Origin of the sequence: Saliniramus fredricksonii, from assembly GCF_900094735.1 — a bacterium.
In the GTDB taxonomy this organism is placed as follows: Bacteria; Pseudomonadota; Alphaproteobacteria; order Rhizobiales; family Beijerinckiaceae; genus Saliniramus; species Saliniramus fredricksonii.
In genome coordinates this window covers 262,217-274,290 of sequence record NZ_FMBM01000003.1, presented here as the reverse complement: position 1 = coordinate 274,290, position 12,074 = coordinate 262,217, and the positions used below count along the sequence as shown (strand labels likewise).

Here is a 12,074-nt window from a genome sequence, read left to right as displayed (position 1 = left end):
ACGCAAAAAGACGGCGGTCGTCAAATAATTTTGCAGTAAAAACCTAAATTTATATTCATTCTAATCTGGATATACGTTTTATATAATGATTCTAAACAGTTTTATTGTGTGAATACGATTTGAATGCTGCATGGTTTCTCGCTCAGGCGAAAAACCGGCAATGGCCTTCCCCGCCCGACCGCAACCCGCAACGCACGGCATTGCACCCGATCGGGGGAACGATGTCCGCGCACCAGCCGTTGCTGGAGTGGCGAAAGGAGCTTCCATGGAACAGGTCGGCATGTCGGTGCTGGTGACGCAGACGGGTTTCACCACCATCGCATTGCGCTTGCTTGCGGCTGCGGCTCTGGGATTGCTGATCGGGCTCGATCGGGAATATCGCTCCCGCCCGGCGGGATTGCGCACGCATATGCTGATTTCGCTGGCAGCCGCGACCTTCGCCGTTCTCACCTTCGAGATCGTCGAACAGACCCGGGGCGAAAGCGATGGTGTCACGACCGATCCGATCCGCATCATCGAAGCGGTCACCGCCGGCGTCGCCTTTCTCGCAGCCGGAACGATCATCCGCGCGCGCGGGGGCGTCAAGGGGCTGACGACGGGTGCCGGAATGTGGCTGGCCGGCGCGGTCGGTCTCGCCTGCGGGCTGGGAGCCTATGCCGTGGCCATCCTCGCTGCCGGTCTGGGCATCAGCATTCTCACGCTTCTCGGCTGGGTCGAGCGGAAGTTCGAGCGCGAACGGCACTGAATTGCCTTGCGACCTGCGGATCAGCCATTCAGCACGATGACCTGCAACACCACCGCGCCCGCATAGATCATCAGGAGAAGCGTGCTTTCGAGCCCGATGCCGATCGGTCCCTTGCGTTCGCGCATCAGCAGCCCGGCCATGAGAATCACGGTCATCAGGATGGAGACGACGACCCAGAAGTAATCGGCCATGCCGACGGCGTGATACAGCGAGCCGTCGCGGTAGGATACATCCGCAGCGGTCAGGAACAGCGTGTCGAACGTATTGCCGCCGATGATTCCGCCAACCGCCAGCTGCAACGCGCCGCGCCGCACGGCGGCCAGCGTGGTCACCAGTTCCGGAAGGGAGGTGGTGACGGCGGTCATGAGGGCGCCGACGAGCGATGCCGACAGGTCGAAGCGGATGGTCATCTCGGCTGCGATCTTCGCGATCGCCCAGCCGGCGCAGCCCATGATGGCCATGAAGACGAGGAACATCGCAAACAGCCGCAAGGTTAATTGCTTGCGTGCCGCGTCGCTTTCCTCTTCGGGCACGTCGTCACGTGTCTCGTTCGTGGAAACCGGGTGCCACATCGGCGTCTCGCGCACGATCCGGCTGGCGACCAGGGAACCGGCATAAACCAGCGGAATCAGGAACGAGACCGGATGCACCGCGAAGACCGTGACCTCCGGCAGCACCATCGCGCTCAGCGGCAATGCCAGCAGGCCGATCAGCACCAGCGCCTGGAAGATATTGGCGAGTTCGGCAGCCGCATGTTCGAGATTGGCCTTGCGATAGGTCACATCCGCGATCGCGAGAAAGGCCGTCTGCACGGCGATTCCACCGATGCTGTTGGAAAAGGCCAGCGAGGCGTGCCCGTCCAAGGCCGCCGTGATCGAGACCATCGTGCCGCTGATCGACGTGGCTGCGCCCAGCAGCACGCCGCCGGTAATTGCCTCGCCGAACCCCGTCCTGTCCGCAAGCCTGTCGGTGAGTATCGTGAGTCGCAGACCGCTGAAGAAGATGATTGCCGCCGCCAGAGCGAAGCCGGCCAGCAAGGCGATCATGGGCCATTGCGCGAGCATGATGTCTCCTGCCGCCTGTCCGGCGTCTCAATCCAGCGCTTCGGCGACGGTGATACCGAAGGTCAGGGCAAGGGCGAGAACGATGGCGAGCATGCCACTCCCGAGCAATGCGAAAAGACCGTCACTGGTCATGATGCTCAGGGCGAACATCAGCACGATCGCTGCCAGCAATGTCGAGGAGAACGGCACGATCTCGAAAATCGGCATGCAGAGCCCGGCGATCAGGCAGATGGCAAGACGCGGCTTCAGCATCTTGCCGCTGACGAGAAAGGCAAGCCGCCCGCCGCGTGTGAACCGCTCCAGAAAATCCGCCGCCCGTTTCATCCAGCGCAGCGCGGTGGCAAGCCGCTTGCCGGGGATCTCGCGCCGCATCAGGAAATCCGGCAGCCAGAGCTCGCTCTTGTTCATGAGCAACTGCGCCGAGAGCAGGACGATGACAAGGCCGCTGATCGACGAGAAGAACGGAATACCGCTGATCGGCGACACGATCATCAGCGCCAGAAGCGTCAGGGCGGGCAGCAAGGCGGCCTGGCCGGCGACTTCGACGACCGCGCGCATGCTGACGCGCTTGCGCCCCACGAGGGATTCGAGGCGCGAGACCAGGGCACTCAGCGATAGCGGCTGCGAGAGGCCATCATTCTGCTGCGGTACCGGAAGGCCGGAATCATGGCTTGACATGGTGGGCTGATTTCCTCGCGAGAGCGCCAGCGGCGCGCTGAATTCCTGAAGCACGATTTTATAACGCATGCCGACCGGACGGAGTCAGGGCAGGCGCCCGAAAAAGATGTACGACGCATCGTTTTCTCTGGCAGCGGGTGCCCGGCTGACGGAACGAAACGCCAGCCGTTGGTTCCCCCTGCCGCGTTGCCCCTGCGCATCCGCATGGGCCAAAGGGTCATCCAGCGGCTTGAATATGCCTGCGATTGGCTCCGGGCGCGGAGCAGAAGATACCCGCGTCACGGTGCACCGTCCGACAAGCAAGGCATTATTGTACCACGTGCATGGCTGGCAAGTGAACGCCGCGATTTCCGCAGATCGATCCGTTGATGCAAGAGCCGGCGGCGTTGATGCAAGAGCCGGCGGCCCGGAATGGCGCGGTGCGCGCGCCCGTCGCAAATGAATGGCGCGACGCAGTTACAAATGCGCGCAGCAACATTTCGTCGCAGGCCTCGTTTCCGGAACATCTGTGCCAAACCGTCGCACATTATGGCAATTTTTAGAACGTGCCACAGTTGATCGGATGCCGCGCGGCATGGGTCGCGGGCGCATTCGAGCAATTCTCGCCAGTTGCTTTGACCAAGCTCCATGCAAGCAAGGCTGTATGGAAGAACCTCTGGGAGGGTATCCAATGGAACTGGAATCACTCACGATCGGGCAATATGAATTTGTCCAGAACGCATTCTCGTTCGGTTTGGCCGTAATGGCCGCAACGACTTTGTTTCTCTGGTTTTCCCGGGGTCTTGTTACGCCCAATTACAGAATGGCGATAACAATTTCAGGCCTCGTAACGGCCATTGCCGGGTATCACTACCTCCAGATCATGCTGTCATGGCAATCAGCATTTTCCGTTACCGTGGACACGATTGAAACCACCGGATCGCCATTCAACCAGGCGTATCGCTACGTCGACTGGTTGCTGACTGTCCCGCTTCTTCTCGTTGAACTCATCCTCGTCATGAAGCTCGCGCGCGGCGAGACCATCTCCAAGAGCGTGTGGCTCGGTGGTGCAGCGGCCTTGATGATCATCCTCGGATATCCCGGCGAAGTGGCGGATACGGCAGGCGTGAGGTTCACCTTCTGGGTCCTGTCGATGATCCCGTTCCTCTACATCGTCTATCAGCTGGTGATCGGCCTTCGTGGCTCGATTGACAAGCAGCCTGAGAACGTTCGCGGGCTCATCAACGGGGCCGCCTATCTTGTTGTTGTGTCGTGGTTGTTCTACCCGATCGTCTTCCTTTTCCCGCTCATCGGTCTCACCGGGGGCGCAGCAATCGTGGCTGTCGAGGTCGGTTACACCATTGCCGATATCGTGGCGAAAGCCGTATTCGGGCTTCTGATCCTGGCAATCGCGATCCGCAAATCGGAAAACGAGACCGGCGAAAGGGTTGCTGTCCCGGGCACCGGAACTGCCAAAGAACCGAGCAGTGCCGGCGGATCCGCCAAAACAGCGAAATAAGGCCTGCATCGCTCGCCAGACCAGTCTGGCGAGCGATATTTCATCCGGGCTTCGACAAGACGTCAACGCCAGAACAGAATTTTGCCGAAAATGTGTCTCGTTCATCCAAAGTCATCATGCGTTGAAAATCGTCATGCCGGCCAGATTCAGCGAAACGGTTTTCATTCCGGAGATATTTTACAACAAGAAAACATCTGTTTTTTCTCTCGCGGGTGGAAGGCACGAAATGAAACACGATAACAGTTTCGCTGTCGACGTGATGCCGTCGGTCGAGATCAGGATGCGGGAGATGCTGGGTCACGGAACCGCTGCATCGCATGCATGTCGTCACCTGGATGCAGGAGGGAACAGGGTGCGCGCGCGCCTCGCCCTCGACACCGCCCGCATTCTGGGCCTGCCGGAAGCCACGAACATCGCCGTTGCTGCTGCGTCGGAACTGCTCCACAATGCTTCGCTTGTGCATGATGACTTGCAGGATGGGGACACCACGCGTCGCGGGCAACCTGCGCTCTGGGCCCGCTTCGGCGCCGCTTCGGCATTATGCGCGGGGGATTTGCTGTTATCCGCCGCTTATGCCGCACTCGTATCTGCCGCGACATCGCGCACGGGCCGCGCTGTTGCGGTCATGCACGAGGCCGTGGCCGCAACCATTGCCGGCCAGGTCGATGATCTTTCTGCGACATCGGATTTGTCGTTCGAGCGCGCCATCGACATTGCCGGCGCGAAGTCGGGGCCGTTGATCGCGCTCCCCGTGCGGCTTTGCCTGATTCTGGCTGAGATCGAAGACGACCGCCACGTCATGCGCGCTGCCACGCTCCTGGCATCAGGCTATCAGATCGCGGATGATCTGTCCGATCTGGAAGGGGACAGGCTGGCGGGAACGACAAACATCGTCGCGACCTCGATCAATGCTGGTCATTCTGTGAGCAGCGCGCGGGCGAGGGCGGCCGCGTATGCGCGTGCCCAACTCGCTGCTTCACGCGATGCAGCCCGGACCGTTCCCCGAAGGGCAGGCCTCCCGCTCGCGGCGCTGGCGGATCGCGTCGAAACCGGCCTTGCCGGGATGCGCGTCATGGAGGCCGATCATGCGACATGAAACGCGCTTCTCCACTGCGCATGCCATCGTGGCCGGCGCCGGTTTCGGAGGGATTTCCGCGGCGTTGCGCTTGCGCGCGCTGGGTTATTCCGTGCATCTCATTGATCGCTGCCCGCGGCTCGGTGGTCGCGCACAGGTCTTCGAGAAGGACGGCTTCCGCCATGATGCCGGGCCGACGGTCCTGACGGCGCCTGGGCTCTTCGAAGAGCTTTTTGGCCTGTTCGGCAAGGATATCGGCGATTACGTCACGCTGGTCCAGCCCGACCCGTGGTATCGTTTCTGGTATCCTGACGGCGAAACCTTCGATTACGGGCCGACCGAGGCGCGTACCGAGGCCGAGATCGCGCGGTTGTCACCGGATGACGTCGAGGGCTATCGGCGCATGGGTGCCTGGTCAAAGCGGATTTATGATGTCGGCTTTACGAAACTCGCCTCCGCGCCCTTTCATTCGCCGGCATTCATGGCGCGGCAGATACCGGAGCTGATCCGGCTGCGGGGCTATGAGAGCGTCTGGCAGATGGTTTCGCGCCACCTCAAGGATGACCGGATACGGCGCGCGTTCTCGATCCAGCCTCTTCTGGTCGGCGGCAACCCGTTCGATACGACCGCGATCTACGGGATGATCAACTATCTCGAACGCGAACATGGTGTCTGGTTCGCCATGGGCGGCACCGGTGCCCTCATCGATGCGCTGCACCGGCTCATGATCGAACAGGGCATCGCGATATCGTTGGGGACCACGGTCGAGCGGATCAGCCTGAACGGCAACCAGGCCACGGGTGTCGATCTGGATGACGGTCGCCACCTGCCTGCGGATATCGTCGTCTCCAACATGGATCCGATGCATGTCTATCGGAAAATGCTGCCCACGCATGTGCAGTCCAAAGTGGCGCGGCTGCGTCAGAAGACAGCGCGCCTGTCGATGGGGCTCTACGTGTTGTATTTCGGTGCCCGCAAAACCTGGCCGGATGTCGCGCACCACACCGTCTGGTTCGGCGAACGCTATCGGGAGCTCTTGGCCGACATCTTCCACCACAAGCACCTGGCGGAGGATTTTTCCCTCTACGTCCATCGTCCCACGGCGACAGACCCTTCTTTTGCACCGCAAGGATGTGACAGCTTCTACGTGCTCTGCCCGGTGCCCAACCTGTCCGGCGGGCAGGATTGGGCCATCGAGGGGCCGCGCCTGCGCGACCGGATCGTCGCGGCGCTGGATGCAACCATGCTGCCGGGGCTGGCCGAGACGATCACCGCCGAATTCGCCATGACTCCAGAAGATTTTCGCGACGATTACCTGTCGGTCGACGGGGCCGGATTCTCGCTTTCACCAGATTTTACCCAATCCGCCTTTTTCCGCTTCCACAACCGGGGCGAGGGCGTGAAGGGGCTCTACTTCGTCGGCGCCGGTACGCATCCGGGTGCCGGGCTTCCGGGTGTGATCTCATCGGCCAAGGTGCTCGACCAGCTGCTGCCGAAGGTGGAGCTGGATGCATGACCGGCGCCGAGGCAGAAGCGATCATGGCACGACACGCACGCAGCTTCGCACCGGCGGCGCGCATTCTGGCCCGTGCCGACCGGTCGAGAGTCGCACAACTCTATGCGCTTTGCCGGTTCGTCGATGATCTGGCCGATGAAGACGGAAGTGACGCTGCTGCGGCCCGCCTTGAGGCAATCAGCTTCGCCTTGCGTCACGGCGATTCGGAGGCTCACGACGCGGATCCGATCGTGGACAGGGCGCGCGCGCTGTTTGCGGGGCGGCCCTGCGGCCTCGATGCTTTCGCCATGCTGGTGGATGGCGTTCGTGGTGATATCGGCGCGGTCCGGATTGCGGATTACGCTGCCCTCGATGCCTATACCCATGCCGTTGCAGGCACGGTCGGCATCATGATCGCCGATCTTTTCGACGTCGAAAAACGTTTTCACGGCGCCGCAGCGGATCTCGGCAAGGCCATGCAGCTGACCAATATCTGCCGGGATGTGGCCGAGGACGCCCGCGCCGGGCGGCGATATCTGCCGGCTGCGCTCTGTCGCTGGCAGCCGGAAGACATTGCAGATCCCACGCCACGCATTCGCGCCGATATCCGCGCCGCAGTCGCCACGCTCCTGCACCGCGCGGAATACCTCTATGCCTCGGGGCGCGCCGGGCTCGGGGCCCTTCCCCTGCGCCTCCGCCTTGCCGTAGCGGCATCTTCCGCCATTTATCGCGGCATCGGTGCGGAGCTGCGTGAACGTGACCACGACCCCCTGACCGGACGTGTCTATGTCAACGGGCCGCGCAAGCTGCGACTGGCATGCGGCGCGGTTCTCGCGCTTGCCCGGCAGGGCGCGGCGGGAACGGGATCCGCGCGCGCGGGAGACGTGCATGCCTGATGTCGACGTGGCCATTCTCGGCGGCGGATGCGCGGGGCTGAGCCTGGCCGCGAGACTTGCGCCGACGAGACTTTCCTTCCGCGTCATCGAGCCACGCCGCCGATACGACGATGACCGGACATGGTCATTCTGGCGCACGGGCCCCGATCCGTTCGAGGATTGCGTGCGCGCCAGCTGGACGCGATGGACGGTATCCGGGCCGGGTGGGGCCGTCCTGCGGGGCTCGCGCCGGTTCCCCTACCAATCCGTCGCCTCCGGCGCCTTCTACGATCGGGCCCTTGATCTGATCGACGATGCGCGCAGCGGGAGCATCGCGCCTGGATCGACGGCGGGATCGGTCAGGCCGAAGGGTGACGGCATGTGGATCGAGACATCGGATGGCGGTTTCAGTGCCCGCCATGTATGCGATGCCCGACCGCCCACGCGCCGCCCCGCCTACGGCCAGTTCTTCGTGGGGCGCGAAATCGTCACAGCGCAGGCAATCTTCGATGCCGATACCGTGCCGTTGATGCATTTCAGGCGCGGCTACAGCACGGGTATCGATTTCCTCTACATTCTGCCCTTTGCCCGAGATCGTGCCCTGATAGAGGTGACGTCCTTCGCCCCCCAGCCTCCGGAGCGAGCGGATATGCGCGCCTGGCTGGACGCGGAAATCGTCGCTCTGGGCGCTTGTGACCATGATCTGGTTCGCGAAGAGGCCGGCGCCCTTCCCATGGAGGTCGGCTATCGGGCACCTGAGGTTCCCGGCATTTGCCATATCGGCCTTGCGGGAGGAGCGGCGCGCCCATCGACGGGATATGCGTTTCAGCGCATCCAGATGCATGCGGATCATGTCGCGGGTCAGCTTCTGCGCGGGGAGAATCCGCGTATACCACAAGACAGTGCCGTCAGCCGCTTCATGGACCGGGTCTTCCTGCGGGTTCTCGCGGCTGCGCCGGAACGCGGGCCGGCCCTGTTCGAGGCCCTGTTTCGCAACACGCCGGCCGATCGGCTCGAGCGCTTTCTGTCGGGATCGACCCGCAGCGATGATCGTCTTTCGGTGATGTGGGCGCTGCCCTCCATGCCGTTCCTGCGCGCCGCATCGGGCCTGACATGACCCTGGACCGGCCTGTCCAGAGCGGGATATTTCTCGCGGGCCTGCTCGTGCTGGCGGCGCTCGACATGGTCTTTGCGCCCGGCCCCCTGACGCAGGCACTCCTGCTTGCGCCGGCGGTCGCGCTGCTCGGGCTGCCGCACGGCGCGCTGGATCTGCCAATGGCACGCGTGCTGTGGCCGCTGACCGGTGCGGCTGATCACATGCTGTTTTATGGCGCCTATATCGGCATTGCCGGCGCAGTCGCGGCCTTGTGGTGGCTTGCCCCCGGACTGGCCCTGATCGCCTTTCTGGCCTATTCTGCATTGCATTTCTCGGGCGACTGGGAGATGGACGGGCTGCTCTTGCGTATTGCGGGCGGGTTATCGGTCATCGGAGCTCCGGCGCTGTTTCATGTCACGGATGTCGTGTCGATCTTTTCCGTGCTGAGCCATGGAGTCTGGGCCGAGCCGATAGCATATGCCATCGCCGTGGCCGGACTGATCGGCGCAAGCCTTGGCCTGATTGCGCTCCTGCAGATGTCGCGGCACGCGCGCGAAGCGCTGCTCGAACTTGTCGGAATCTGGATCGGGGCGGCAATCCTGCCGCCACTCCTCTACTTTATCGCCTATTTCTGTCTGCTTCACTCGCTGCGACACATGCGTGATACGCTGCAGGCATTGCCGGAACGCAAGGCTGCCTTGCGCGCGGCGGCGGGTATCATGGTCGTATCCCTGCTCGGCGCGAGCATCGCATTGGGGCTGTTCCTGCATGTTGACGGGGTTGATCTCGAAAGCTCTGTGCTGCGTGTCGTGTTTATCGGTCTGGCGGCACTGACAGTGCCCCATATGCTCCTTGTCGAACGCTTTCGGCATCGCAGGCTTTCCGCGTGATCCGGCAGCAAGGATGCCTATCGGGTGCCAGGCCGGTTGCTCGCAATGAAACCGGTGCAGATGTCATGGTCGGTGTTCGAATGTGAGGATGGCAGCTTTGCCTGCCTTGAAGAAAGCCGGCGCTCTGTCGGCGGCTCCGGTTGACATGGATGTGGGTAACGCTTTCGCGTCAGACAGATGCAGGGCTGACCAATCAACTGTTCAGCCTCGCACTCCCACCCTTTCCCCGCTCCCGATCTTGACACCTGGCTGCGAAACGGTACCTCGCTCGACAAGCGTGCCGTTTGATGATCATCAAGCGGCGGCGTGTAGGAATCGGAGATGATACGATGGCGGATGTGACGTTGCGATTTCTGCAATATCGGCGCATGCGCAAGGTTGCGCTGGCCCTGTCGTTCGCCGGGATCGCTGCCCTGGCGGGGCCGGCCTTGACCGGGAGCGCCCAGGCACAGGCCAATCCGGCGCCCGAGCGTGTCGCCACGCAGGACTACGAACTTCTCGTCGAGACCGTGGCCTCGGGTCTCAGGCACCCCTGGAGCCTCGCCTTCCTCCCCGATGGCGCCATGCTCGTCACCGAGCGCGCCGGCACGGTCCGTCTCGTCACGCCCGATGGGCGCGTCTCGGATCCGCTCGCCGGCACGCCGCCGGTCGCCGACATCAACCAGGGCGGTATGCTCGACATCGCCCTCGACCCGGATTTCGCGGAAAACCGCCGCGTCTACATGGCTTATGCGGAGGAGCGCGGTGGCGGCATCGGGCTGAGTGTCGCGCGGGCGGCGCTGGACCGGGAGGCCGAGGCTTTCGCGACACCGCAGGTGATCTTCCGTCAGATGCCGGCTTTATCCGGCGGGCGTCATTTCGGTTCGCGGCTCGTCTTCCATCCCGACGGGACGCTGTTCATCACCGCCGGCGATCGCGGCTCCCATTCCGACGAATCGCAGGAGCCGGCCAACCATATCGGCGCGATCATGCGCATCAATCCCGACGGTTCGATCCCGGCCGGCAATCCGCATGAAAGCATGCCGGGCTGGGCGCCGGAAATCTGGTCGATCGGACATCGTAACGTCCAGGGCGCCGCCATGCGTCCCGGAACGGAGCAGCTCTGGGCCCATGAACACGGTGCACGCGGGGGCGACGAGATCAATCTGATCGAACCGGGGCTGAATTACGGCTGGCCGGTCATTGCTTACGGGGTGCATTATTCCGGCGCGCCGATCGGTCTGGGCACACATGAAGAGGGGATGACGCAGCCGGTCTTCTACTGGGACCCCTCGATCGCGCCCTCGGGCATGGCGTTCTATGAGGGTGATGCCTTTCCGCAATGGCGGGGCGATCTCTTCGTCGGCGCGCTTGCCGGGCGGCTCCTGTCGCGCCTGACATTCGCCGGCGATGCCGTGATCGCGGAGGAGCGGATGCTGGGCGGGCTCGGCGAACGCATTCGCGATGTGCGCAACGGGCCCGACGGGGCACTTTATCTCCTGACCGATGCTGAAAACGGGCGTATCCTGCGTCTCGTGCCAGCCCCCTGACGACACGGGACAACGCGTCCCGACCGCGAGACATCATGGATCCCGTTACCCATATGGCGCTCGGCGCCGCTGTCGGCCATTTCATCGGCGGTCGCCGGCTCGGCTGGGTCGCTCCCGTTGCGGGCGCGGCGATTGCCATCCTGCCTGATCTCGACATCTTCTGGCCGCTGCCGGAGCGGGCGGTGGAATTCTATACGGTACATCGCGGGCTCACGCATTCGCTGTTCTTCGCACCCGTCATCGGCGGTCTGATCGGCTATGGCGCTTCGCGCATCCATCGCGCGGTGCGGGCCCGGCGCGGGCGCGTCCTCGCGGATGATGATGCGCGCAGCGTGACGAAGACATGGGTGCTGCTTGCAATCCTCGTCCTCGTCATCCATGTGCTCAACGACTTTTCAACCGTTTACGGCACCCAGCTCTTTGCCCCCTTCAGTGACCGGCAATTCGGCCTGCCCGCCGTGCCGGTGATCGATCCCGTCTATACGCTGATCCTGCTGGCCGGGCTGTTCATCGCCTGGCGACGAGGCTGGTCGCGCCCGCAGGCGCGCGGCATGACGCTCGGCGCGCTGGTGCTTTCCACCGGCTATCTCCTGCTCGCGCTGGCCCAGAACGAGCGCGCCCGCGATCTGGTCTTCGCCGATCCCGGCGCGCAGGAACGCATCGTCACTGATTACGAGGTGACGACGACCATGTTCTCGCCCTGGCTGCGCCGGATCGTGACGCGCGAGTCCGACAGCCTGCATGTCGGCTACGTCTCGACGCTCAACCCGCGCGCCATCAACTGGACCCGTATCGCGCGCGAGCCACGGGCCGAAGCGCTGGTCGATGCCGCGCTCGCCACCCCGGAAGGGGCGATCTATCGCCGCTTCGCGCGTGGCCTCATCCACCCGCATATCGTGGAAGGCGCGCAGGGTGATCTCTATCTGCGCATCGGCGACATGCGCTACGCCTCACCGGGCGCGGCCCTGCGCGGAATGTGGGGCGTGGAATGGCCGCTCTCGGAAAGCGCGGACGGGCTCGTCATTGCCGGTGAGGGCCTGCGCTTCATGCAGCGCTCGGAAGCGAATGCGCATGTGCTGCGCGCCCTCTTCCAGGCCAAGGCGGGGCAGGCTAACGACGTGTTCTGAGT

At 63.3% G+C, this 12,074-nt stretch carries 11 protein-coding genes; 9 read left to right on the top strand and 2 right to left on the bottom strand.

All coding sequences use genetic code 11. The features are described from left to right. Positions 1–265 precede the first annotated feature (265 nt). Entirely contained in the window at positions 266–745 is a 480-nt protein-coding gene (locus tag GA0071312_RS18585; RefSeq protein WP_083204753.1) for an MgtC/SapB family protein, read from the top strand. A gap of 20 nt (positions 746–765) precedes the next feature. Here the strand turns inward: GA0071312_RS18585 and GA0071312_RS18580 are convergent, their stop codons facing one another. After that, positions 766–1,809: a sodium:calcium antiporter gene (locus tag GA0071312_RS18580; RefSeq protein WP_074446509.1), complete on the bottom strand. Its 1,044-nt coding sequence runs from the start codon at positions 1,807–1,809 to the stop codon at positions 766–768. Between the two features lie 27 nt (positions 1,810–1,836). Beyond that, entirely contained in the window at positions 1,837–2,487 is a 651-nt protein-coding gene (locus GA0071312_RS18575) for an exopolysaccharide biosynthesis protein (protein WP_165604077.1), read from the bottom strand. 670 nt (positions 2,488–3,157) lie between these two features. Between GA0071312_RS18575 and GA0071312_RS18570 the strand changes: the two genes are divergently transcribed. The 8 genes from GA0071312_RS18570 (at position 3,158) to GA0071312_RS18535 (ending at position 12,072) form a co-directional block, all read left to right on the top strand. After that, the gene (locus tag GA0071312_RS18570) at positions 3,158–3,985 is read left to right on the top strand and encodes a bacteriorhodopsin-like (RefSeq protein ID WP_074446508.1); all 828 of its coding nucleotides are present in this window, start codon (positions 3,158–3,160) and stop codon (positions 3,983–3,985) included. After that, positions 3,954–5,081: a polyprenyl synthetase family protein gene (locus tag GA0071312_RS18565; protein ID WP_131817869.1), complete on the top strand. Its 1,128-nt coding sequence runs from the start codon at positions 3,954–3,956 to the stop codon at positions 5,079–5,081. The genes GA0071312_RS18570 and GA0071312_RS18565 overlap by 32 nt, the downstream gene beginning before the upstream one ends. After that, positions 5,071–6,576 carry a phytoene desaturase family protein gene (gene crtI / locus GA0071312_RS18560; RefSeq protein WP_074446506.1) on the top strand — a complete coding sequence of 502 codons (1,506 nt, stop codon included), beginning with the start codon at positions 5,071–5,073 and terminating at the stop codon, positions 6,574–6,576. The genes GA0071312_RS18565 and crtI overlap by 11 nt, the downstream gene beginning before the upstream one ends. Next, a complete protein-coding gene (locus tag GA0071312_RS18555; protein ID WP_074446505.1) occupies positions 6,573–7,451 on the top strand; it encodes a phytoene/squalene synthase family protein in 879 nt (292 codons plus the stop codon). The genes crtI and GA0071312_RS18555 overlap by 4 nt, the downstream gene beginning before the upstream one ends. Continuing rightward, positions 7,444–8,547, top strand: a complete 1,104-nt coding sequence (locus tag GA0071312_RS18550) for a lycopene cyclase family protein (protein WP_074446504.1) — start codon at positions 7,444–7,446, stop codon at positions 8,545–8,547. The genes GA0071312_RS18555 and GA0071312_RS18550 overlap by 8 nt, the downstream gene beginning before the upstream one ends. Further along, on the top strand, positions 8,544–9,416 hold the full coding sequence (locus tag GA0071312_RS18545; protein ID WP_074446606.1) for a Brp/Blh family beta-carotene 15,15'-dioxygenase: 873 nt from the start codon (positions 8,544–8,546) through the stop codon (positions 9,414–9,416). The genes GA0071312_RS18550 and GA0071312_RS18545 overlap by 4 nt, the downstream gene beginning before the upstream one ends. A gap of 329 nt (positions 9,417–9,745) precedes the next feature. Next, the gene (locus GA0071312_RS18540) at positions 9,746–10,945 is read left to right on the top strand and encodes a PQQ-dependent sugar dehydrogenase (RefSeq protein WP_238947337.1); all 1,200 of its coding nucleotides are present in this window, start codon (positions 9,746–9,748) and stop codon (positions 10,943–10,945) included. A 35-nt stretch (positions 10,946–10,980) separates the two neighbouring features. After that, positions 10,981–12,072: a metal-dependent hydrolase gene (locus tag GA0071312_RS18535; RefSeq protein ID WP_074446503.1), complete on the top strand. Its 1,092-nt coding sequence runs from the start codon at positions 10,981–10,983 to the stop codon at positions 12,070–12,072. Positions 12,073–12,074 lie beyond the last annotated feature (2 nt).

Bases quoted from the DNA above. Each gene is read 5' to 3' on its own strand.
- GA0071312_RS18585 (WP_083204753.1), top strand. From the start codon at position 266: ATGGAACAGGTCGGCATGTCGGTGCTGGTGACGCAGACGGGTTTCACC.
- GA0071312_RS18580 (WP_074446509.1), bottom strand. From the start codon at position 1,809: ATGCTCGCGCAATGGCCCATGATCGCCTTGCTGGCCGGCTTCGCTCTG.
- GA0071312_RS18575 (WP_165604077.1), bottom strand. From the start codon at position 2,487: ATGTCAAGCCATGATTCCGGCCTTCCGGTACCGCAGCAGAATGATGGC.
- GA0071312_RS18570 (WP_074446508.1), top strand. From the start codon at position 3,158: ATGGAACTGGAATCACTCACGATCGGGCAATATGAATTTGTCCAGAAC.
- crtI (WP_074446506.1), top strand. From the start codon at position 5,071: ATGCGACATGAAACGCGCTTCTCCACTGCGCATGCCATCGTGGCCGGC.
- GA0071312_RS18555 (WP_074446505.1), top strand. From the start codon at position 6,573: ATGACCGGCGCCGAGGCAGAAGCGATCATGGCACGACACGCACGCAGC.
- GA0071312_RS18550 (WP_074446504.1), top strand. From the start codon at position 7,444: ATGCCTGATGTCGACGTGGCCATTCTCGGCGGCGGATGCGCGGGGCTG.
- GA0071312_RS18545 (WP_074446606.1), top strand. From the start codon at position 8,544: ATGACCCTGGACCGGCCTGTCCAGAGCGGGATATTTCTCGCGGGCCTG.
- GA0071312_RS18540 (WP_238947337.1), top strand. From the start codon at position 9,746: ATGGCGGATGTGACGTTGCGATTTCTGCAATATCGGCGCATGCGCAAG.
- GA0071312_RS18535 (WP_074446503.1), top strand. From the start codon at position 10,981: ATGGATCCCGTTACCCATATGGCGCTCGGCGCCGCTGTCGGCCATTTC.